The sequence below is a fragment of the Duganella radicis genome (assembly GCF_009720825.1).
Classification (GTDB): Bacteria; Pseudomonadota; Gammaproteobacteria; order Burkholderiales; family Burkholderiaceae_D; genus Rugamonas; species Rugamonas radicis.
Window position 1 is genome coordinate 66,615 of the sequence record NZ_WNKY01000007.1, and the last position, 23,310, is coordinate 89,924.

At 63.2% G+C, this 23,310-nt stretch carries 14 protein-coding genes; 5 read left to right on the plus strand and 9 right to left on the minus strand.

Annotated features, from left to right (window positions below; all coding sequences use genetic code 11):
• Window positions 1–8: 8 nt before the first annotated feature.
• Window positions 9–1,967, minus strand: coding sequence for a sialate O-acetylesterase (locus GM676_RS09090; RefSeq protein WP_229262604.1), 1,959 nt, complete (start codon window positions 1,965–1,967; stop codon window positions 9–11).
• A 181-nt stretch (window positions 1,968–2,148) separates the two neighbouring features.
• Here GM676_RS09090 and GM676_RS09095 point away from each other — a divergent pair, with 181 nt between their 5' ends.
• Window positions 2,149–4,458, plus strand: a complete 2,310-nt coding sequence (locus tag GM676_RS09095) for a glycoside hydrolase family 31 protein (protein WP_155463216.1) — start codon at window positions 2,149–2,151, stop codon at window positions 4,456–4,458.
• Between the two features lie 131 nt (window positions 4,459–4,589).
• On the plus strand, window positions 4,590–6,974 hold the full coding sequence (locus GM676_RS09105; protein ID WP_308936683.1) for a WD40/YVTN/BNR-like repeat-containing protein: 2,385 nt from the start codon (window positions 4,590–4,592) through the stop codon (window positions 6,972–6,974).
• Between the two features lie 14 nt (window positions 6,975–6,988).
• On the opposite strand, the gene mqo is transcribed toward GM676_RS09105, so the two are convergent.
• From mqo to GM676_RS09125, 4 genes are all read right to left on the minus strand, one after another.
• Window positions 6,989–8,701: a malate dehydrogenase (quinone) gene (gene mqo, locus GM676_RS09110; protein ID WP_155463217.1), complete on the minus strand. Its 1,713-nt coding sequence runs from the start codon at window positions 8,699–8,701 to the stop codon at window positions 6,989–6,991.
• A 99-nt stretch (window positions 8,702–8,800) separates the two neighbouring features.
• Window positions 8,801–10,288 (minus strand): ATP-binding protein, encoded by a 1,488-nt coding sequence (locus GM676_RS09115; protein WP_229262605.1) that lies wholly within the window; start codon window positions 10,286–10,288, stop codon window positions 8,801–8,803.
• Window positions 10,281–10,994: a response regulator gene (locus GM676_RS09120; RefSeq protein WP_155463218.1), complete on the minus strand. Its 714-nt coding sequence runs from the start codon at window positions 10,992–10,994 to the stop codon at window positions 10,281–10,283. Before GM676_RS09120 ends, GM676_RS09115 begins: the two co-directional genes overlap by 8 nt.
• Window positions 10,991–12,241: an ABC transporter substrate-binding protein gene (locus GM676_RS09125; protein ID WP_155463219.1), complete on the minus strand. Its 1,251-nt coding sequence runs from the start codon at window positions 12,239–12,241 to the stop codon at window positions 10,991–10,993. Before GM676_RS09125 ends, GM676_RS09120 begins: the two co-directional genes overlap by 4 nt.
• 271 nt (window positions 12,242–12,512) lie before the next feature.
• On the opposite strand from GM676_RS09125, the gene GM676_RS32120 reads away from it, so the two are divergent.
• Genes GM676_RS32120 through GM676_RS09140 form a run of 3 tightly spaced genes read left to right on the plus strand, consistent with a single transcriptional unit; the run spans window position 12,513 to window position 16,348 of the window.
• Window positions 12,513–12,896 (plus strand): MFS transporter, encoded by a 384-nt coding sequence (locus GM676_RS32120; protein ID WP_155463220.1) that lies wholly within the window; start codon window positions 12,513–12,515, stop codon window positions 12,894–12,896.
• 31 nt (window positions 12,897–12,927) lie between these two features.
• On the plus strand, window positions 12,928–14,094 hold the full coding sequence (locus GM676_RS09135; RefSeq protein ID WP_371866165.1) for an acyltransferase family protein: 1,167 nt from the start codon (window positions 12,928–12,930) through the stop codon (window positions 14,092–14,094).
• Window positions 14,095–14,125: 31 nt separating this feature from the next.
• Window positions 14,126–16,348, plus strand: coding sequence for a beta-glucosidase (locus GM676_RS09140; RefSeq protein WP_155463221.1), 2,223 nt, complete (start codon window positions 14,126–14,128; stop codon window positions 16,346–16,348).
• Window positions 16,349–16,545: 197 nt separating this feature from the next.
• On the opposite strand, the gene GM676_RS09145 is transcribed toward GM676_RS09140, so the two are convergent.
• The 4 genes from GM676_RS09145 to GM676_RS09160 all read right to left on the minus strand — a co-directional run bounded on the left by GM676_RS09145 (window position 16,546) and on the right by GM676_RS09160 (window position 22,935).
• Window positions 16,546–16,836 (minus strand): nucleotidyltransferase family protein, encoded by a 291-nt coding sequence (locus GM676_RS09145; protein ID WP_155463222.1) that lies wholly within the window; start codon window positions 16,834–16,836, stop codon window positions 16,546–16,548.
• Between the two features lie 172 nt (window positions 16,837–17,008).
• Entirely contained in the window at window positions 17,009–18,508 is a 1,500-nt protein-coding gene (locus GM676_RS09150; protein ID WP_155463223.1) for a glycoside hydrolase, read from the minus strand.
• Window positions 18,505–20,025 (minus strand): tryptophan halogenase family protein, encoded by a 1,521-nt coding sequence (locus GM676_RS09155; protein WP_170304266.1) that lies wholly within the window; start codon window positions 20,023–20,025, stop codon window positions 18,505–18,507. Before GM676_RS09155 ends, GM676_RS09150 begins: the two co-directional genes overlap by 4 nt.
• 129 nt (window positions 20,026–20,154) lie before the next feature.
• Window positions 20,155–22,935: a TonB-dependent receptor gene (locus tag GM676_RS09160; protein ID WP_170304267.1), complete on the minus strand. Its 2,781-nt coding sequence runs from the start codon at window positions 22,933–22,935 to the stop codon at window positions 20,155–20,157.
• Window positions 22,936–23,310 lie beyond the last annotated feature (375 nt).

Genomic DNA, 23,310 nt, shown 5'->3' on the forward strand with positions numbered 1-23,310 from the left:
CCGTGCCATCAGCGCACATCGAGCTCAAACGGCGCGGCCGGCAGGTCGTCGCCACTGAACAGGTTGACGAACGGGGCGTCGGACCAGGCGTAGCGCACCCGCGTCACCTCCGCCGTGGCGGCGCCCGGCAGGCGCACGGTGTCGCCGGCCGCGCGCGCGTCGGCATAGCGGCAGGCCGTGCCGGCGCAGACTTCAAAGCCGAGGGCGCGATCGGAGGAATAGGTGGCCAGGCCGCCGCCGGTATCGCGGAAGGTGACCACGATGTCGTCGCCGCTGCGCTGGGCCGACACCGCGTACGGGCTGCCCGGCGCAATCTGTTCGCCGTACGCCACGGCGCGCGCGGCGCGCGCCAAGCGTTCGCCGACCAGGGTTTTCTGGGTCGGATGGATGTCGTAGCGGTCGCCTACGTCCAGCGTGACCGCCAGCCCGGCATGGGCGTCGCCGGCCACGGACGCGGCCTGCGCGGCGCGCAGCTCGGCCCAGCCGGACTGGCCGGGCGCCTTGGACGGCGTGCCAAAGGTAGTCAGCTGGGCGATCATGAACGGCAGTTCCGGCTGGCCGAAACGCTGGCGCCAGTCGCGCATCAGCAGCGGCAGCAGGGTACGGTATTCCTGCGCCGCGCCGGCGTTGGACTCGCCCTGATACCAGGCCGCCAGCTTGAACTTGTAGCCAAGCAGCGGCGCGATCATGCCGTTGTACAGGGTGGTCAGGCTGGTCGGCACGTCCCACGGCGCCGGCGGCACCGACAGCCCTTTCAGGGCGCTGCCGCGCCGCACCTTCCACACCGCCGGCAGCGCGATCCGCTGGCCGCCGGCCAAGCCGATGCCGCGGCTGTCCGGCTGGCCCGACAGGCCGCCGCCCTGCCCGCCGCTCAGCACGCGCACGGCGATCACATTGCGGCCCGGCTTGAACACGCCGGCCGGCACGTCGTAGTCGCGCCAGACCCACGGGGTGCTGGAACCACCCACGCGCACGCCGTTGACCCAGGTGGTGTCATAGGTATCGGCCGGTCCCAGATGCAGCTGGTTGGCCTGGCGCGCCTGTTCCGCCGTCAGGGTGACGCTGGTGCGATACCAGGCCACGCCATCGAAATCCTTGAAGCCGGCCAGGCCGCTGTCTTTCCACGAGCCGCTGGGCGTGACCGCGGGCCAGGCGCTGTCGTCAAAGTCCGGCGCGCGCCAGCCGCGCTGCCCGGCCGCGGCCGGGTCGTGCGCGTCCCACCAGGCATCGTTGCGCACTTCCTCGGCGCGCATGCCGGCGGCGCGGTCGGCGCCGTATTGCGCCAAGGCGGCGACGCCGGCCTGATAATCGGCCAGGGTGCCGAGCGAATCGGCGGTGATCCAGCTCTGGATGGTGGTACCGCCCCAACTGGCGTGGATGAAGCCGACCGGGATCTTGTAACGGGCCTGGAGCGAGCGCGCCATGTAGTAGCAGACGGCGGAGGCGTCGCCCACCGTTTTCGGCGTCAGCGGCGTCCATGCGACCTCGCCCTTGAGTTCTTCCTGCGGCGTGGCGGCGCTGGTTTTCTGCACGTTCAGGTAGCGCAACTGGGTGTTGTTGGCGCCCCAGGTGGCGCCGATGGCGTTGGTCGAGTTGCTGACGGCAAATTCCATATTGGACTGGCCCGAGCACAGGTAGACGTCGCCGATCAGGATGTCGCTACGGCTGACCGTATGACCGCCGGAGCTGACTTTCAGGTTGTAGGGGCCGCCTGCCGGCTGCGGCGGCAGGGCGATGCGCCATTTGCCGCGCGCGTCGGCGCTGCCGGTGACGGTCTGGCCGCCCAGCGTGACGGCCACCTCGCGCCCGGCGTCGGCCGTGCCCCAGATGGTCAGCGGTTGATCGCGTTGCAGCACGGCGTGGTCGGAAAAGATGCGCGCCAGGCCCAGTTCGGCGGCGTGCGAAGGCAGGCACAGACAGGCAGCGGCCAGCGCCAGCAGGCGCGCCGCATTGCGGTTTGTCTCCATCAGGATTCCTCGTTCATGATTGTCGTTATCCGTTCGATTGTGCGATTTTGCAATTTGCCGGGCAATTATGAAAATCACCAAATCTGTGAACGTAATTGACGAAAGCCGGCGCCAGCGCTGTTGGCGCGCGGCCCGAATCGCTAGAATCCGGATTCCGTTACCTTTCATTCAAGGAAGAACCATGACGAAATCCCAGCTGCGCGTGGCTGTCGCGCTCGCCCTGTCGTCGCTGTGCGCGGCGACCATCCCGGCCCGCGCGGAGGCGCCTTTGCCGGCCGCGCACGCCGCCACCCAGGACGCGCGCGGCCTGCGCCTGACGACCGCGCAGGGGACGCTGCGGATCGAACCATGGAGCGACCGCATCGTCCATGTGCTGGCGGGCCCGGCCACCGGCTGGGATGGCAATTACAACCCGGCCGTCATCGCCCAGCCGCGCAAGGTCGACTGGCGCGTGACGGAAACCCCGGAGTACTACCAGCTGGCCACGCCGGCGCTGCAAGTGCGGGTGGCGCGCGACAGCGGCAAGGTCAGCTTCCACGACACGCAGGGCAAGCTGCTGCTGACCGAGTCCGGGCGCGAGATCGACCAGGCCGGCGTGACGCAGGGCTACGACTATAACGGCCCGGTGTTCGGCCTGGGCCAGCACCAGAACGGCAAGCTGGACTATCGCGGCAGCTCGGTGCGCCTCCAGCAGGCCAACCGCGACGTGGCGGTGCCGATGCTGGTGACGCCGGACGGTTTCGGCATCCTGTGGAACAATGCGGCCGTCACCCAGGTGGAGGTCGGCCTGCCGGCCGGCCATCACGCCGTGAGCATTCAGTCCGAGGCGGGCCAGGGCGTCGACTATCACTTCATCCTCGGGCCGGAGCTGGACCAAGTGGTGGCCGGCTACCGCGAGCTGACCGGGCGCGCGCCCATGATGGCGCGCTGGACCTGGGGCCTGTGGCAATCGAAGGAACATTACAAGACCCAGGCCGAGCTGCTGGAGGTGGCCGCGCGCTACCGCCAGATGAAGGTGCCGCTGGACGCTGTGGTGCAGGACTGGCAATACTGGCAGCCCGGCGCCTGGGGCGATCACCAGATGGACCCGGCCCGCTTCCCGGACCCGAAAGCCATGGTCGATCAGTTGCATGCGCAGAACGTGCACGCCATCATTTCGGTCTGGGCCCGCTTTGACGCCGGCACCCGCAACGCCGCCGAACTGGAGGCGGCCGGCGTGCTGTATCCGGGTCTGTACAACAACGTCTACCCGGCCGGCAAGGGCCGCTGGTACGACGCTTACGCGCCGGCCGGCCGCAAGCTGTACTGGGAGCAGATCAGCCGCTCGCTCGGCAAGGCCGGCTGGGACGGCTGGTGGCTGGACGCCAGCGAGGCCGAGCTGGGCGGCTGGTGGGGCCAGATGCGCGAGGTGACCACCGGCGCCGGCCCCGGCAAGCAAGTCTACAACGCCTACCCGCTGCTGCATACCAGCGCCGTGTTTGAAGGCACGAGCAAGGATGCGCCGTCCAGGCGGCCCTTCATCCTGACGCGCTCGGCCTACGCGGGCCAGCAGCGCAACGCCGCCCTCACCTGGTCCGGCGACACCATGGGCACCTGGGACGTGTTCCGCATGCAGCTGCCGGCCGCGCTCAACTTCACGCTGAGCGGCATTCCCTACTGGTCGGCCGACATCGGCGGCTTCTTTGGCGGCGATCCGGCCGATCCGGCTTATGCCGAGCTGTACACGCGCTGGTACCAGTTCGGCGCCTTCAACCCGATGTTCCGCGTGCACGGCACCGGCGAAGGGAAGGAAATCTGGCGCTTCAACGCCGCCACCCAGAAGATCCTGCGCGATACCACCCAGCTGCGCTATCGCCTGCTGCCGTATATTTATGCGGCCTCGTGGGACGTCACCAGCCGCCACGGCACCATGATGCGCGCGCTGGCGATGGACTTCCGCAACGACGCCCAGGCCGTCGCCACCGCCGACCAGTACATGTTCGGCAAGGCGCTGCTGGTGGCGCCGGTGATGACGCCCAACACCGACGTGCGCACCGTCTACCTGCCGGCCAAACAGGACTGGTTCGATTTCTGGACCGGCAAGCGCTACGCCGGCGGCAAGGTGGTGGCGGCCAAGGCCGATATCGCCACCATTCCGCTGTTCGCCCGCGCGGGCAGCATCCTGCCGCTGGGACCGGACGTGCAATATGCCGACCAGAAGAGCGAGCAGCCGGTCGAGCTGCGTGTCTATCCGGGCCAGGACGGCAGTGTCGAACTGTATGACGACGCCGGCGACGGCCAGGGCTACACCCAGGGCGAGTACGCCACCCGCGCCATCCGCTGGAACCAGGCCAGCGGCAAGCTGGCCATCGCGCCGTGGCAGGGCAACTTCCCCGGCCTGCGCGGCGAGCAAGCCTTTGTGGTGCGCTGCGCCGCCGCGCCGGCCAGCCCGGGCGTGCGCGTGACGGCTGGCGGCAAGACGGTCGAGGTGGCGCTGCCGGGCTGCCGCTAAGCCTGTACGGCGCCGGTGATAAATTTCATTGGGGCAATTGGTAATTTTTAGAATTGCGGCGCCAATACGGCGTCCGTATGCTGCACCGATCATACTTACAATGAGAGGTGAAAATGCGTACCCGGAGACCTTTGAAGACTGAGATTTGCCGCCTGGTCGGCCTGTCGGTGATGATCATGCTGGCAGGCTGCGGCGGCGGTGGCGGCGGCGGAACCGCAGGCGCGGCGGCGCCGGTGTTGCCGACGCCGGCGCCGACACCAACACCCACGCCGACGCCGACCCCGACCCCGACGCCTACTCCGACCCCAACGCCGACGCCTACCCCGACGCCGACTGCGGCCGCCAGCTGGAACAGCGTGAAATGGGGCGGCGGCGGTTACGTCTCCGGCCTGATCTTCCATCCGACCACCGCCAACCTGCTGTACGCGCGCACCGACATCGGCGGCGCCTATCGCTGGGACCAGGCCACCTCGTCCTGGACGCCGATCACCGACGGCCTGGGCTTCGGCGCCGCCGAAAGCAAATACCACGGCATCGAAAGCATCGCCCTCGATCCCAACAACGACCAGCTGGTCTACATGGCCACCGGCATGTACACGTTCGAAGGCAACGGCCGGCTCTACCTCTCCAGCGACCGCGGCGCCCACTGGACCCACGTCGACCTGCCCTTCCCGCTGGGCGGCAACAATTCCGGCCGCGCCATCGGCGAGCGCCTGATGGTCGATCCGAACAAGCCCTCGATCCTGTTCTACGGCTCGCGCACGGCCGGCCTGTGGAAGAGCAGCGACTCGGGCCAGACCTGGGCCCAGGTGACCTCGCTGTCATCGGTCAAGATGACCCAGGACCAGGTCAACGCCGCCGGCGGCAGCGCCATGGGCGTGGAGCTGGTGGTGTACGACACCGGCACCAAGGGCGGCGCCAGCGCCACCCAGACCATCTACGCCGCCGTGGCCCCGGACTACGCCAGCGCGGCCGGCCTGAGCGCCAACCTGTACAAGTCGAGCAACGGCGGCGCCACCTGGACGCCGGTGCCGACGCCGGTGTCCGGCTACCACATCCCGCACATGGTGCGCGCGGCCGACGGCATGTTCTATGTCGTGTTCACCAAGGACGCCGGACCGGGCGCCGGCGGCCCCGGCCGCTTCTACAAGTTCGACGGCAGCAAATGGACCCTGCTCAAGAGCGAGGACCCGGCCGGCGGCACCAACTTCGGCCTGGGCGGCGTGTCGGTCCAAGGCAGCGGCGCCACCACCCGCATCGCGCTGGGCGTGACCAACTCCTGGGGCAACTGGAGCGGCCAGCAGATCGTGCAGCTGTCGGACGACGCCGGCCAGACCTGGCGCGAAATCGAAGCCATGACCGGTGGCGAGATCGCCTCCGGCTGGGTCGACGACGTGGAGATCGATCCGAGCAACCGCGACCACATTCTGCACGTCCATGGCGGCGGCATTATCGAAACCCGCAACGCCTCGGCGGCCAAGCCAGTCTGGAGCGGCGCGATCACCAACATCGAGGAAACCGCCACCCTGTCGCTGGCGACGCCGCCGGCCGGCGCGCCATACAAGTTCATCAACAGCGCCGGCGACATCGGCACCTGGCTCCAGACCGACCTCGGCACCAAGCCGACCCTGGCGCCAAACGCCAACTGGAGCAACGGCAACGCCGCCGACATGGCGTGGGCCGACCCGCTCTACATCGCCGGCTCCGGCGTGGCCAACTGGTCGGGGGCCGGCGGCTTCGGCTTCTGGTCCGGCGACGGCGGCAAGACCTGGAGCAACTTCGCCACCCTGCCGGCCGGCGCGCAAGCCAACATCGGTTCCACCGGCAACATCGCGGTGACGTCGCGCAACAACCTGGTCTGGGCGCCAGCCAATTCGGTGCCGTCGTACACCACCAACAGCGGCGCCAGCTGGACCGCCACCAATCTGCCGGCGCTGGCCGTGGTGGGGCAAAACTGGGATCGTGGTTATCGCCTGGCGGCCGACCGCAAGAATCCGAACAAGGTCTACGCCTACGATTCGGGCGGCGCGTCGTGGGGCACGGCGGGCAAGTTCTACGTCTCGAACGATGGTGGCCACAGCTTCACGCTGAGCGCGGGCGCGACGGCGGCCAACCTGGCGCCCAACGCCTGGTGGGCCACCTCGCTGGCGGTCAACCCCAACGCCGAGGGCGACCTCTGGCTGGCCGACGGCAACACCGTCTACCACTCGGTCGATTCGGGGGCCAGCTGGACCAAGCTCGGCAACTTCGCCACCGCCGCCGGCGTGCAGGGTGCCAGCGTGATCGCGCTGGGCAAGGCGGCGCCGGGCGCCAGCTACTCGGCGGCGATCTACGTGGTGGGCGTGATCAACGGCCAGTGGGGCGTGTACCGCTCCGACGATGCCGGCGCCAGCTGGAGCCGCTTCAACGACGACGCCCACCAGTTCGGCGGCATCGGCGTCATGACGGGCGACTGGAACACCTACGGCCGCATCTACATCAGCGGCACGGGACGTGGCCTGCTCTACTCCAACTGAGCAGGCTGGCCGGATTACAGCGCGATGTCCGGCCTTTCTTTCTGCGGCCCCGGCTTCTCGGCCGGGGCGGCGGCCGGCGCGTAACCGTCCAGGCTTGGCGAGGCGATGGCCAGTTGCAAGGTTTCAGCGGTGGCCGCCCATTCGCTCGCCAGCAGTTCCGGATGCTCGTTGAGCTTCTTGCCGTAGGTCGGCACGATCTCGCGGATCTTGTCGTGCCAGGCGGCCGTCTTCATGCGATCGGGGAACACTTTCTCCAGCAGCGACAGCATGATGGCCGGCGAGGTCGATCCGCCCGGCGACGCGCCCAGCAGCGCCGACACCGAGCGGTCTTCGGACACCACCACCTCGGTGCCCAGCTTCAGCACACCGCCCTGGCCCGGCACGTTCTTGATGATCTGCACGCGCTGGCCGGCCTGCCACAAGCGCCAGTCCTGGTCTTTTGCCTCGGGCATGTAGCGGCGCAGCGCCGCCATCTTTTCCTCCTTGGACAGCTCCAGCTGCTGCGCGAGGTATTTGACCAGCGCGAATTCATGCATGCCGACCTGGAGCTGCGGGATGATATTGGACGGCGTGGTGGCCTTGGCCATGTCGAAGTAAGAGCCGTTCTTGAGGAACTTGCTGGACCAGGTGGCAAACGGGCCGAACAGCAATACGGTTTTGCCATCCAGCACGCGCGTGTCCAGGTGCGGCACCGACATCGGCGGCGAGCCGGTGTCGGCCAGGCCGTACACCTTGGCCAAGTGGCGCGAGGTGACCTGGGGATTTTCCGTGACCAGGAACTCGCCGCCCACCGGGAAGCCGCCATACTGCTTCGCCTCCGGAATACCCGACAGCTGCAACAGCGGCAGCGCCGCGCCGCCGGCGCCGATGAAGATGTGGCGCGCATCGACGGTCTGCACCTTCGATTTATCCTGGAGGTCGAACGCCGATACGCGCCACGAGCCATCGTCGTTGCGGGTGATCGAGCGCACCTCGTGACCGGTCGAGATCTTCATGCCGCGCTGGTTGAGGTGCTGGTAGAACTGGCGCGTGATCGCGCCCAGATTGACGTCGGTCCCCAGCGGCGAACGGGTGGCGGTCACGATCTCCTCCGGCTTGCGGCCCTCCATCATGATGGGAATCCATTCCTTGATCTTGACCGGGTCGGTGCTCATCTCCATGCCGGCGAACAGCGGCGACGCCTTCAACGCCTCGACACGCTTGCGGATGAAGGCGCGATTCTCTTCACCAAAGACCAGATTCATGTGCGGCGTCGAATTGATGAATTCGCGCGGATTGCCCAACAGGCCCTTGCGCACCTGATGCGCCCAGAACTGGCGCGAGATCTGAAAATTCTCGTTGATCTCGACCGCCTTGGAAATGTGCACCTTCCCCTGCTCATCCATGGGGGTGTAGTTCAGTTCGCACAGCGCCGAGTGCCCGGTGCCGGCGTTGTTCCAGCCGTTGGAGCTTTCTTCCGCCACCTTGTCCAGACGTTCAAAGACCTCGTAGGTCCAGGTCGGCTCCAGCTCGGCCAGATACACGCCGAGGGTGGCGCTCATGATACCGCCGCCAATCAGCAGCACATCCACTTTGCGGTCCGCCTTGTCGGCACGGAACTGGCCGCCGAAGAACACGGAATAGCCGCCCCACACCGCCGCCGCGCCAACCGCCGCCCCGATAAAGCGGCGGCGCGAGAAACGCCCGCCTTTGGCGGACACGTCCGCATTGTTGTTGGATGGGCTCATGGATTTGTCCTTCGCGTGCAAATGATCAAACCCGGCATATTAAATCGCACCGGACGAGTCAGCCATTGTGGTTAACCGACATCCCTCCTACTGTAGCGGCTATTTGACTGATGGGGCGCGCAGCTGCTGGTCGCTGGAGGCGATCTCGATCGAGGCCACCAGGCCGCCATCGGCGTGGTTATGCAAGCGGAGCTTGCCGCCCATGCTCTGGAGCAGCCAGCGGGCGATGCCCAGCCCCAGTCCCATGCCGCCATTGTTGCGGCTACGCCCATGGTCCAGCCGGACATACGGTTCGAACAGCAGATCCAGCGCCTCGGGCGGCACACCCGGCCCATGGTCGCGGATCTCGATGACGATGCGGTCCCCAACCGGGTACGCGCTGATCTCCGCTCGCGTGCCGTAGTGCAGCGCATTGTCAAGCAGGTTGCCGATCACGCGCTTGAACGCCACCGGCTTGGCCGCCACGCTCAGGCCCGAGTCCGCGTACGATACGTGGTGCCCGGCCAGCCTGGCGTCGCGCGCCATGCGGCCGATCAGCGCATCGAGCCGGATGGCGGTCAGGTTTTCGTGGATGGTATTGTCGCGCACATGCTGCAACGCGGCCTTCACCATGGCATCCAGTTCGTCGAGATCCTCATGGAATTCCTCGCGCGCCGCGTCCTCGTCCAGCAGCTCGGCGCGCAGCTTAAGCCGCATGATGGGGGTGCGCAGATCGTGCGAAATGCCGATGAACAGGCGCTCGCGGTCGTCGATATAGCCGCGGATGCGCGCTTGCATCTCGTCGAAGGCACGCGCGGTGCTGAGGAACTCCTTGCTCCCCATCCGCGGCAGTGCCGGCATCGGCTCGCCGCGGCCGAAGGCTTCCGCCGCATGGGACAGTTCCGCCAGCGGATAGGTCGACCAGCGCACCACGAAAATCGCCACCGCCAATACAAACGCCAGCGTCACGCCCTGCAACAGCAAACGCTCGCTGGTCAGCCACTGTCCGCCTTCCAGGAAATAGGGATTGGGCATCAGCGTCGCCAGCAGCAGCCAGTGGCCGGGGGCAAGCTCGCACTGGATGACCAGAATGGGCGCCGGTTTTTCCTTGGACAGCGTAATGTGGCGCACCCAGTTGTCGGGCAGGTCGGTGATAATCACGCCGTCGCTGACTTGCAATTGATCCGGCCAGGCGAAGGCAACCCGCAGATCGCGCACCGCCGGCATGGTCGCCTTCAGCGTGGTGTTGACGTGCTGGATGGCCAGCGCGGCCAGCCGCTGCCCTTGCAGTTCGGTAAAACGGGTCGGCGCGCGGTTGATGGTGGCGAAGAAGCGCGTGCCGCCCATGTCGCGGAACTGCTGGATGATGGTGGGATGGTAGCTGGCCGGCAGACTACGGAAGAAGCGCACCTCGGCCGCCGCGCTGTTCGCGACCGACTCGGCGGCGCTGGTGGTTTCCAGCTCCGCCGTGGCGCGGCCCTGGCCACTCCAGATCCAGTTGCCGACCAGCTGGCTCAGGATCACCGCCAGCACCAGCGCGACCGACATCCGCCCCATCAGGGTTTGCGGCATGGCGGCGTCGAGCCGCCGGTACCAGCGCTCACTCATCGCCGCTGCGCACTTCGGCCGAGAACACATAACCGATGCCGCGCACCGTCTTGATCAACGGCGCCTCGCGATTGTCATCATTCAGGCGCGTGCGCAAGCGGCTGATCTGCACGTCCATCGAGCGATCATACGGGCCGGCATCGCGCCCCCGCGTCGCCTCGTGCAACTGGTTGCGATCGAATATTTCGCCGGGCCGTTCGACAAAAATCTTCAGCAGTTGAAAATCCAGGCCGCTCAGCTGCACCCGCGCGCCCGCCGGGTCGCGCAAGCTGCGTTCAACCATGTCGAGCACATAGCCGGCAAAGCGGAAGTAACGCGGCGCCGCCGGCTGCTCGACGCCGCTGCGCCGATGAATCGCCTTGATGCGCGCCAGCAGTTCGCGCGGGCTGCATGGCTTGCCCATGTAATCGTCCGCCCCCAGCTCCAGCCCGACCACCCGGTCGGTCTCTTCGGCGATGGCGGTCAGCATGATGATCGGCACATTGGAGCGCTGCCGCACCAGGCGGCACAGGCCAAAGCCATCGGCGTCGGGCAGCATGACGTCCAGGATAATCAGCGACAGCGCATCGGCTTCGGCCTCCAGCACGGCGCGAAAGCTGGCGCCGTCCTCCGCCAGCAGCACCTCGAACTGGTTTTTTTCGAGGTAAGTCTTCAGCAGGCTGCGGATTTTTTGATCGTCGTCGACAACGAGGATTTTGCGTTTCATGGGGAGTTGGTCTTTTTAATCGCACGGCTGATCCTGATCAGCCGTTGCACGGAATCCTGGACGCCGATGCGGTCATCCCGGAAAAAACGATGCACCTCGGCGGAGAACTCGGTGCGCCTGGCCTCATCGCCGACCACGCCCGCCGACAGCGTGGGCACCAGCGCATCGGGCGAGGACGACAGCAAGCGCCACGACTCCCGCGCGCAGCTGTCCATCGCCGCCAAATCAGGCCGACGCAAGCCCGGCACCGAGCCTTTGAAGAAATTGTAGCGCTCCTGCACCCGGTCCGACATCAGGCGCGCGGCCAGCTTGCGCTGCGCCGGGCGCACCTCCGCCCGGCCATTCATCATCATCAGCGCATCAAAGACGTACAGATGATAAGCGGCTGTGCCGGGCGCGGCCGCGCAGCCGAAATCCGCGTCGATCACCCAGCCGCCGGAGCGCAACTGCGCCTTGACCCAATCGCCGGCGACCATCATGGCCGCCTCGCCACCCACGAAGCGCCGCACCACGTCAACCCAGCCCTGCTCGTCCAGCGGCTGCGGCATCCACCTTTTCAGGCGCCGCAGTTGCGTCAGCGCCTGCGCCAGGCGCGGATCGGCGATGGCCGCCTCATCCCCATCGAGATAGATGCGCTTGTGGAACGCGGGGCCGGCGCTGGCCAGCACGATGTTTTGCAGCAGGAAGCCGATCTCGTCCGGCTCGCTGCTTTGCGCCAACGGCGTGATGCCCGCGCGACGCAAGCGCTCGGCTGTCTTTTCAAATTCGGTCCAGTCGCGCGGCGGCAGCAGACCCAGCTTGTGAAACAGGCGGCGGTTGAAAAACAGGGTGTTCGCCCGGTGCACCCCTAGCGGAACCGCTTGCACCACGCCATCCGACCGTATCATCCGCGCGATGACGGGCAGCAGCTTCCGGTCCCAGCCTCCGGCGGCGGCGACTTCGTCGAGTGGCAGGCTTTGTCCCGAAATCATCCACATCGGCGCCGGCACGGTATTGACCTGCACCACATCCGGCAAGTCATCTGTCAGCACGCGGCTGCGCAAAATAATATTCACGCTCACGCCGTCGCCAACCTCCAGTTCCCGCCACCCGATGTGCGCGCGTCGCGCTTCCGCCGCCAGCACAGCGGCCGCCTCGCGCTCGCTGTCCGACTTCCACCAGTGTGATACCCGCAACTCCTGCGAGCACGCCGCGCCTGCCAGCAGCGCGAGCGAGAGGAACAGCAAAAATGGAGTGGGTCGCAACATCTTACGTAGATGGAAATTGCACTATACCGGAGATGGTAACGGCATAAATGATTTCGTTTTATTGCATTTTGTTGCAAGCACCGTCTGAAAGCGTGCCCCGCCAGTTCGTTTTGTGAAGATTTGTTGCAAAACCCCTCCCTCTGGAAATTTATTCAATAATAATCAACGACTTACGATTTCCTCCCACCTAAGGACCGGTTGCTGGTCCTGGCTTTTCCCCCATGTTACCGTCTGCACCGCTCACTCACACGCAACCAAAGGAAAAGTCACTGTGTTCTACGCTGATAGTCCCGCCAGCCTGTCGCGCTTCCACGCACTGTTCAGCATTGGCGGCTTCACCGGCTCGGCCTTCATGACACTGCTGCTTTCCCGGCATGTGACCATCCTGCACAGCACCGTGCTGTGCGCCTGCCTGATGGCGGCCGCCATGTTGTTCGCGACGCCCAGGCTGCTTCAAGGCTCGGGCAAAAAAGAAGGCTCGCTGTTCGTGCTGCCGCGCGGACTGGTGCTGGTGATCACCGGCATTCTCGCCGGCCCGGCCGGCATCGGCTTCGTCGCCAAAACGGTGGGCTTGCCGGCCGCGTTCTGGATGCTGGCTGGCCTGCTCGCTCTTGTGCCGATCTTTGCAAACGTTGTCACGGCCAACCGGCAGTAATCCCTATCACCCCAACAAAGGAGGAGACTCAGTGGTAAACAGTTCTGCACCCGTCGGCTTTGCCGACACCAAGCGGCATTACGCCATCCTGGATGGCTTGCGCGGCGTGGCCGCGCTGATGGTGGTGGCGTTTCACCTGTTCGAGGCACATGCCGCCAGCCGCTTCGAACAGATCATCAATCACGGTTACCTGGCGGTGGACTTCTTCTTCGTGCTGTCCGGCTTTGTGATCGGCTACGCCTACGACGACCGCTGGCGCACCATGTCGGCCATGGAATTCTTCAAGCGCCGCCTGGTCCGCCTGCATCCAATGATCGTGGTTGCCATGCTGATCGGCGCCGCCATGTTCTATTTCCAGGCCAGCCCCATCTTCCCCAAGATCCAGGACACGCCGCTGTGGCTGATGATGGTGGTGATGGTCATCGGCATGACCCTGATGCCGGTCGGCGCCGCGCTGGACATCCGTGGCTGGGGCGAAATGCATCCGCTCAACGGCCCGGCCTGGTCGCTGTTCTACGAATACGTGGCGAATCTGCTGTACGCCCTGTTCGTCCGCAAGTTCTCCAACACCGTGCTGGCGCTGTGCGTGCTGGCCGCCGGCGGCGCGCTGGTGCACTACTGCCTGACCGGGCCGAACGGCGACGTCATCGGCGGCTGGTCGCTCGACCCGGCGCAAATGCGCATCGGCCTGACGCGCCTGCTGTATCCATTCTTTGCCGGCCTGCTGCTGTCGCGCGTGGTGACGGTGGGCCGCATCAAGCATGCTTTCCTGCTCAGCAGCGCCATCATCGTCGCCGCGCTGGCCCTGCCGCGCCTTGGCGGCGCCAGCGAACTCTGGAAGAACGGCCTGTACGACGCGCTGTGCATCGTGCTGGTGTTCCCGCTGGTGGTGTATATCGGCGCCAGCGGCCAGGTGAACACGCGCCTGGGCGCGCGGATTTGCAGCTTCATCGGGGCGATTTCCTACCCGATTTACATCATCCACTACCCCTTCGTTTATGCCTACACCGCCTGGGTCGCCAAAGGCAAGGTGCCGCTGGCCGAGGCTTTGCCGTGGACCATCGCCACCTTCGCGGCCTGCATCGCGGTGGCCTACGTTTGCCTGACCTTCTACGACATCCCGCTGCGGCAGTGGCTCACCGATCGCCTGATGCGGAAAGGCGTCAAGCCCGCGCTGTCGCCACTCAGCGGCAATTGAACCGACCTACTCAATCACAAAGGAAGCAGCAATGAACAAGATCATGACGGCGGCGGTAGCGTTTGCCCTTCTCTCCCCAGGCCTGCATGCGCGGGCGGCCGACGCCGAGGTGCGGCACGTGATGGCGCAGCAGGAAACCCTGGACCCGGACCAGCGCGCGCTGAAAACACTGTCCGCGATGACGCTCGATGAAAAGATCAAGCTCGTATTCGGCTATTTCTCGACCGACCTGGAGAATTCCACCAAGCCCAGGGAAGGCATCCAGGGCGCGGCCGGGTTTGTCTACGGTGTCGAGCGCCTTGGTATTCCCGACCAGCAAATCACGGATGCCGGTGTGGGCGTGGCGACGCAGTCCGCCAGCAAGAATCCACGCGCGCGCACCTCGCAACCCGCCAACATCGCGGTGGCCGCGACCTGGAATCCCCCGGTGGGATTCGCCGGCGGCGCCATGATAGGCAACGAAGCGCGCCTGTCGGGCCACAACGTCATGCTGGCCGGTGGCGCCAACCTGCAACGCGACCCGCGCAACGGCCGCAACTTCGAGTACGCCGGCGAGGACCCGCTGCTGGCCGGCGTGATGGTGGGCGAGCAGATCCGCGGCATCCAGTCGCAACATGTGATCTCGACCTTGAAGCACTTCGCCTACAACGACCAGGAGACCGGTCGTTTCTTCGTCGACGTGAAAATCGACGACGCGGCCGGCCGCATGTCGGACCTGCTGGCCTTCCAGATCGCGATCGAGCGCGGCAACCCGGGATCGGTCATGTGCAGCTACAACCGCACCTATGGCGTGTATGGCTGCGAGCACGACTTCCTGCTCAACAAAGTGCTGAAGGGCCAATGGGGCTACCAAGGCTATGTGATGTCGGACTGGGGCGGCACGCACTCCACCATTCCCGCCGCCCTGGCCGGACTGGACCAGCAGTCCGGCTGGCCGTTCGACAAATCACCCTACTTCAACGGCGCCCTGAAGGAAGCGGTCGAAAACGGCCATGTGCCGCCGGCGCGCCTGGACGACATGGTGCGCCGCATTCTGCGCGCGATGTACACCCACGGCGTGGCCGACCACCCAGTCAGGGTGGAGCCTGAAAACATCGACTTCGCCGGACACGCCCGGATCTCCCAGGCGACCGCCGAGGAAGCCATCGTCCTGCTGAAAAATAAGGACAATCTGCTGCCGCTGGCAGACACCTACCAAACCATCGCCATCATCGGCGGCCACGCCGACGTTGGCGTGCTGTCGGGCGGCGGCTCGTCGCAAGTGTATCCCGAAGGCGGCTCGCCGGTGCCGAACGAAGGCCCGGCCAGCTTCCCGGGGCCGATCGTCTATCACCCGTCCTCGCCGTTGAAAGCGCTGGCGGCGCGACTGCGCGCCAGGCTGGTCTACCACGACGGCAAAGACCCCGCCGCCGCCGCGAAGCTCGCGGCGGCCAGCGATCTGGCCATCGTCTTCGCCACGCAGTGGACCGCCGAATCGCTCGACCAGCCGGACCTCAAGCTGCCGCACAATCAGGACGCCACCATCGCCGCCGTTGCCGGCGCCAACCGGCGCACGGTGGTGGTGCTGGAAACCGGCGCGCCGGTGGCGATGCCATGGCTGGAGTCGGTCGGCACGGTGGTGGAAGCCTGGTATCCCGGCAGCCGGGGCGGCGAAGCCATCGCGCGGGTGCTGACCGGCGAGGTGGACGCGTCCGGTCGCCTGCCCGCGACCTTCCCGGCCGACGAGTCGCAACTGCCGCGTCCCGCGCTGGATGGCAAAGGCCTGCCGGAAGGCGCACGCTTTTCGGTCGACTACGACATCGAAGGCGCGGCGGTCGGCTACAAGTGGTTCGACAAAAAAGGGCTCAAGCCGCTATTCCCCTTCGGTCACGGCCTGTCCTACACCACGTTCAGCTATTCCGGCCTGAAGGCGCAGCCTGCCAACGGCACGGTGCAGGTCTCGTTCAATGTGCAAAACACCGGCAGGCGCGATGGCAAGGCGGTGCCTCAAGTCTACGTGTCCAAGGTGGGCGGCGGCTGGGAAGCGCCGAAGCGCCTGGGCGGCTGGAACAAGCTGTCGCTGCGCTCCGGAGAAACGCGGCAGGCGTCGGTGACGATCGATCCGCGCGTACTTGCCATGTTCGACAAGAAAACGCAAAAATGGAAAGTCGCGGCGGGCGACTACAAGGTAATCGTCGCCAACAGCGCCGCCGCACCGATCGGCTCAGTGGTGGTGAAACTGCCCGCACGTGAATTTGCCGCTGGCGGGCGCTGATCACCCCCTTAAGCCCGACGTCGTTCCTCGTACGCACTTTGCCGCCTTCGGGCGGCTTTTTTTAGTTCTTCACTGATTTTACAGCTTTGAATCGATATTATTGCCACCGTCCTGGCAAGCAGCCTGCCGTAAAGCCGGCAGTTGCCTTAACAGGTCTGGGAACGCCAACTGCACGGTATCAGGAAGGCGATTCCCACTCATACTGGCAATGCCTCAGCGAGCACACTGGCACGAAATTTCAAAGGCAAATCCGCAGGAGTCCGCAGATCAACATGAATGCCAAGCAGGGATTCCAGCTCGTCTTGCAATCCGCCCAAATCAAACAAGGTCGCACCAGGCAAAGCGTCTACCAGCAAGTCCAGGTCGCTGCCATCCCTGTCGGTGCCGTGCAGCACCGAGCCGAAAATGCGAGGATTCGCCGTACGGAAGCGGCTTGCAGCCTGGCGTACGGCGATTCGATGCAATTCAAGCGCAGTGGATGGTCGCATGGTAGTACTTTTATCGGAAGTCGTTTTGTCAGAGCACATGGCGGCGGACATTGTTTCAACTATTTTAGCGCAAGTGGAGACATGGCCACATGATACTGCCCCCGCGCACCAGCAGCGGCGTGGTGCGCTTCTGCATGACCGTCAACAGTGGCCTTGGCGAACAAACTTCGTCCTATTTTTGCGGCGTCACAACGACGGTCACCACTGACATGGGGCGCGAATCCACGGACAAGCTGGCGGCGCATGATGCAGGTTTCAAAGCCGCGAGGCTATCTTCGGCCTGCGTAATAAAGGTTTTGCATGTCAATTTGCCGCGTTTCGCATCCGGCAGCCGGATGTCCAGCATCCGCGAAACGATACCTGGATTGACCGCCACGATGACGAGCTCATGCGTTTTCGGATTTTCAGCCACCAAAGTATCCGGGTTATCCGATTTCAAGAACCGATATCCTGGCCTGATGAATCTGGTGAAATGGGCAAACGTCCAGAATTTTTTCGTCAGCTGATATTCCGGTCGCGCCAGGTTTGAAAAGTCAGCCTTGATTAATCCCCAGTTCGAGCTGCTCTTGGGGTCCGGGGAAGACTTGTTTTCTATCGCCTGCCATAGAACCCAGGCGCGGGGGTTCATGCTGCCGATGTCAGTGACGATCTGCTGCGCCAGCGCGATGGCTGGGCGCATGTCGTTGACGTCTTCACGTACATTGCTTGGCGATAGATCGACTTCCGACATCCACAAGCGTTTTCCGGACGCTTCCGCAATATCCCTGACCCCACTTTTCCCTATCCATTCATAGCTATGGACATTGATTTGTCGGATGACCGCTTTCGCCTCGGCCGACAAACCAGCCCAGTCAACAAAAAACGTCTGCGGATTGGTCTCGTCCGGCCCGGATATTTCGGTCTGCATGCCGGATTCGTTCAACACCTGAGCCAACGCGATAAACATGCGCGACTGCGCTTCCGGCGACCAATGGGCGCCTTCCTGGGTGTTCTTGGCAAACCAATACGGCGTATTCGGCTCGTTAATCGGAGACAATGTCCTAAAACGAATACCATGCCGCCGCTCCAGCTCCGCTGTTACCCGCGCCAGATACCTGGAAAATTTGATTTCAAAACCCGGGATAAGGTTGTCCTCCAGCCCATCGACGTTACCGGAGACCAAACCACTGCGGGTCATGAAATATGGCGGAGAGTTTGAAAACGCCTCAAAAATCAATTCTTGCGACGCCACCCGGGCTTTTATCGCATCAAGCCACCAGCGCTGCCCTGCATCCGCTGACCAGTCCCAGGCATCTTCCGAGTCCGGGTTCCAGTCTGTCCCGGATTGCCCAGCCGGTTTGCGCCAGAAGCCAGGAACATCTCCACCGGGGCGCAAATACGAAGCTGTCTCCGGCGCGTTACCGCCACCAATGTTGTACCGCGCAATATTCAGTGCAAGACCGTCCCGTCCATACAGCCAATCGGCCAACTGCGTGCGCTGTGGTTCGGCGTATCTTCCGGTGACATGGGCAAACCAGGTCAGAGCGGTTCCCCATCCTTCAAACGGCGGCCCCGGATGCCGCCGGTCGACATTCACAACGACGGACACATGCGCCGGCTTTTCGTCCTTGTTTTCGGCATGCGCACCGCTTTGCAGAAAACACAGTCCCACTAAAACCCAACGGAAGATCATGGCTGGACCTCTATCGAGGTAAGCTTCTTTTCTTTTATGTAGGTGGCATGGTCCGAAAGCCGCGAAACGATTTGCTTAAAGTTGCGAGCAAGATTGCCGTACGCCGCCGCAAGCACCTTGTCGTCTTGCAGGGCCATCGTCGGCATGTAAGTTCTTGGTCGAATTCCCTGCCCCAGCAGGACGGAATGCCACGATGTGCTTTGGAACAGTTCTTCAGCCGCAAGGTTCAATTGCCCACGCTCGCGGAAGAGCTCAATTCTTTCCTGTAGGCTGTCTGGAATTGGCATGGCTTTTACGTAGCGCCATAATTCCGAGTCGTCGCGTTCCGTAGCGTGGTAATGCAGGATGAGGAAGTCTCTGACATGTTCGATTTCCCGCATGCTGTCCCTGTTGAATGCCTGGGCACACACCGGAGAAAACCCCGCGTCCGGAAAATATCGAATCAGCCGCTGGATGCTGGATTGAATAAATTGAATACTGGTGGACTCCAGCGGTTCAAGAAACCCACTGGCAAGCCCGATCGATACCACGTTCTTGTGCCAGGGCGTCCTACGCCTTCCCGCTGTGAACTTGATGCGGTTAACCGGGGCGAGAGGCTCCCCCTCCAGTCCCTCCAACAGACACCGCTCCGCCGCTTCATCCGTGCCAAATTCGCTCGAATACACCACACCGTTACCAACCCGATGTTGCAAAGGTATCCGCCACTGCCAACCAAACGGTTGGGCCTTGGACATCGTATAGGGCGTCAGCGCCAACTTCCGTTCACAGGGCACCGCGCACGCGCGATTCATCGGCAACCAACGCGACCAGTCTTCGTATTCGACACCCAACTCCTGCCCAATCAGCATGGCACGCATTCCGGAGCAGTCGATAAACAGGTCACCCGAAACAAGCTCGCCCGACTTGAGCTTCAGACTTGTGATATGCCCATTCTCAGCGTCACGTTCCGCCGTCAGCATGTCGCCAATCTTGTGCGACACCCCGCGCGCCATGCAAAGCCCCTTCAAATATTTCGCATAGCGGCCAGCGTCGAAATGATAGGCGGACTGGAGATGCTGCATCGGATCGCCAGGCCGCTCAGACGCGGGCGCAAATACGTTGCTTCGCGCCGCCAAGGTACCTAGCGAGAATTCGGAAAAGTCGGGAACCAGCCCCTGCTCCTTCAAGCGCAGCCAGTACTGGAAGAAGTAGCCGATGTCGCGCTCTACCCCATACACGCCAAAGGGGTGGAAATATGTCGACCCTTCATTAAGCCAGCCGCGAAATTCAATACCGAGTTTGAACGTCGCCCCGGTGGCGCGCATGAACTCGGCTTCATCAACGCCGATCATTTGATGAAACGCGCGGATCGGCGGGATCGTCGCCTCTCCAACACCCACCGTGCCGATGGCGTCCGACTCGACGACGATGATCTCGACGGACTGACCAAATGTGTGGGACAACGCTGCCGCTGTCATCCATCCGGCGGTACCGCCGCCGAGAATCACAACTTTGGCAATCCACTTATCCTTTACCATCACATCCCCTCCTTCGACCATGGCGACTTGTCCTGATTGCAGACTCTCGCAAGCTGGAAAAAACGCGCCGCGGAAAAACGCGCGGCGCGTTCGCTCATGTCAGCTTTGCGTGGGAAAAACCGCGAGATGCTAGAAGCTCGCTTTCAGGGACACGCTATACCGGCGGTCGTTAAGTTGCCACAACAAACCGCCCGAGGGGCGCGTGACGTACGTATGGTACATAGAGTTATTCAGATTAACGGCGTCCGCCGAAAGCGTGAAGACCTTGTTAATTTGATAGCTCAGCGAAGCATCGAGCGACGAATAGGGCGCCGCATATTGGTTTGCACCAAACACGCCGCTACCATTGATTTGGTCAAGGTAAGCGGAACGCCAGTTGTACGCAATACGGGCCTGGATCGGGCCCTGTTCATAGAGCGCGATCAGGTTGTAGCTGTTCTTGGACAGCTTCGGCAAGGGGATAAGAGACCCAGGGCTGAGCTCAACTTTCGAGTCCACATAGGTATAGTTGGCCTGTACGCCAAAGCCTTTAAACGGGTCGGGAAGGAAATCAAAGAATTGCGTGAAGCCGGCTTCAATACCTTTTACCGAGCCCTTACCCAGATTGATGCTGGTGCCAATATCGTACACGACGCCACCGAAGTTCATCGCCTGGATACCGCTGGCCTGGTAACCCTTGATATCCTTCTTGAATACGCCCAGGAAGGCCATATTGGACGTGCCCCAATAGTCTTCCGCCGTCAAGTCATACGAAGTCGCCGTCATCGGCTGCAGGAACGGATTGCCGGAACTGCCGGTGGGGCGGCCGTTGGCGTCGTACTGCGACGGGATGTTCGGATTCAGCTGAACGTGGGCGGCCATATCGCTAAAGTTTGGCCGCGTCATCGTCTTGCCGTAACCGAAGCGGATCTGCAAATCCTCGTTCAGGTGCAGGCGCGTGTTGAGGCTAGGGAGCACATTCGAGTAGCGATTATTGAGAACGGCCGCGTGCGACCCGGCGCTATCCTGGACATAGCCAATCGAAGTCTGATCGGTCCTGACATATCGCACACCGGCGGTGCCATCGAGGGCGTAACCGAACACGTCCGTACCGAAGTCGCCGGTCAGGAACAGGGACCGCGTCTTTTCGTGCTGCTCATTGATATCCCCGGGGGCGAACGAGGTGTCAAACGTATACGTGTTTGGCTTCCCGGCGAATAACTGGGCGTAAGTCTGGACCGTGCGATTGAAAACGCTGGAGTTGGGATCGGCGTACTCGGGGAACACGGCGACAGGGAAACCAATGCCTGGCTTCATGAAGTTGCTGGCAGGCCCGGCGTAGGCCAGATTCGGATGCTGCGACACCGGAATCAGCGGGCATGCTCCCCAACTGGGATTGGTGCCCGTGTCATTACAGACGCCGGTGTTGTTCCAGTTGCCCCGCAATAGCACCTTGGTGTCGGCCAGGCGAACGCCGGCGTGCAGTTTGCTGAAGAAGTGATCGCCCATGTCGTAGTCGAAATCCTGGCTGAGCGCCGACATCGTCAGCTTGTCACGGTCGACCGCATTGGCAAGCCACTCATAATTCCAATTCTTCGGATCGCCAAAACGTGCGTAGGGGTTGCTTGGGTTGGCTGGATCCACGATGGAAAATATGGGGATCTTGCCGCGTACGTCGAAGGCCAGGTTCAGATTCGGAATATTGGCAACGCTTCGGTTTTCATTATCGTACAGCTTAATCGAGTCGCCATTGCGGTCCGCCTCATAGCGGGCGCTTTCATAAGCGAAGTCCGTCTTGGACTTGAGCTTGTCCGAGATGCGCCACTTCAGGTTCACGGCGGATAAGTTGGTGCGATTGCGAACTTCCTGGTCAAAGCGCGAGGACGAGAAAATTTGCGACCCCAGGGTGCCGCTGGTGGCGCTGCCGTCCGGGCCCCAAGTCCATGTGGAACCCGCCGCGGCGCGCGGGTCACTGTTCTTGTCGTCGCCGTAGATGTATTCTCCGCGACGGATAAACTTATAGTTCGAATAGAGATTTTGCGCCGTGAACAGCATGTCGTCGTTCACCTGCCATTGGTAGGCGAGCGCCAGGCCTTCGCGCTTGCGGCGGCCCGAGTCCTGGTACATCTCGAAGGAAGTCGGCACGTAGAGTTCCGTGAGGGAGCCCTTGTTTGGCATCGAATTGAAGGCCGCAATCTTGGACGCCGAGGGAACTTGGGTCGGGTCGTTGGAACATTTCCCAACCGTTGCGGTAAGACAGTGCTGCTGCTGTTGAAGAACGGCGTCCTGGCGATAGTAGGTCTCACTGACCGTCGCATTCACCAGGATGCCCATGCGGCCGGCCCCCGTATCGAAGCGCCGGCTCAACAGCCCAGACCCCGACGGTGAAGACTTGCGGATTCGGTCGTAGTAATTAGACTTGAGCGTAATAACGTTAATGTCTTCTTTGGAGTCGAACGGCAGTCGCGTGCGGATGTTGACCACGCCGCCGACACCGCCTTCGATCAGGTTGGACGCCGCGTTCTTGTAGACATCGACGCCGGCCATGAGTTCAGATGGGAGCCCCTCCAGATCCGGCGCCCGACCGCCGTTGGCCGTAAAAAAGTCTCGTCCGTCGATCAGGTTGCGGACCTGCGTGATGCCACGGATGGTGATCGCGGGCTCGGTGCGATGGTCGTAATCCGTGCCGCCCTCGCCATAGCGGCGCTGGATCTGCACCCCGGCGACCCGCTGCAACGACTCGACAGTATTCACGTCCGGCAGCTTGCCGATATCGGTTGCCTGGATCGAGTCGACGATCTGATTCGAATCCTGCTTGAGATCGCGCGCCGACTTCAACGCCGCCCGCTGACCGGTGACGACAACGGTTTTCGGGGTATCCGCGTCCTCGCCTGCCTTGGCGGAGCCGCCCTCCTGCGCATGCGCGGCCATTGGCCCTGCCATTGCAAGCGCGCAAGCTTTGGCCAAAACCGTCTTTCTAATCGTTTTTCTATTACCGTTTCGCATAGCTACATCTCCCTTAATAGTTTTTATGAAGCACTGCCTTCAACAGGTACTAAATTGTTCGATTCAGCGCATCCGCGCCCGTCTCCTCCTGACGATTGAAATACTTCCTTGCCATAAAACCAGTTGAACTAGTAATGCGCGCCAGTAAAGTCTATCAATGTCAATCAAGTGACTGGTATGATGCTTTTCACACAAGCTATTGCGTTTTCGTATATCGAAGCATGTTTCATATGGGAACCGAAACGCAAAAAACGGCAGCCGATTGGGTTGCCTAATTTCTCAGCCCCTTCTGGACCGTCG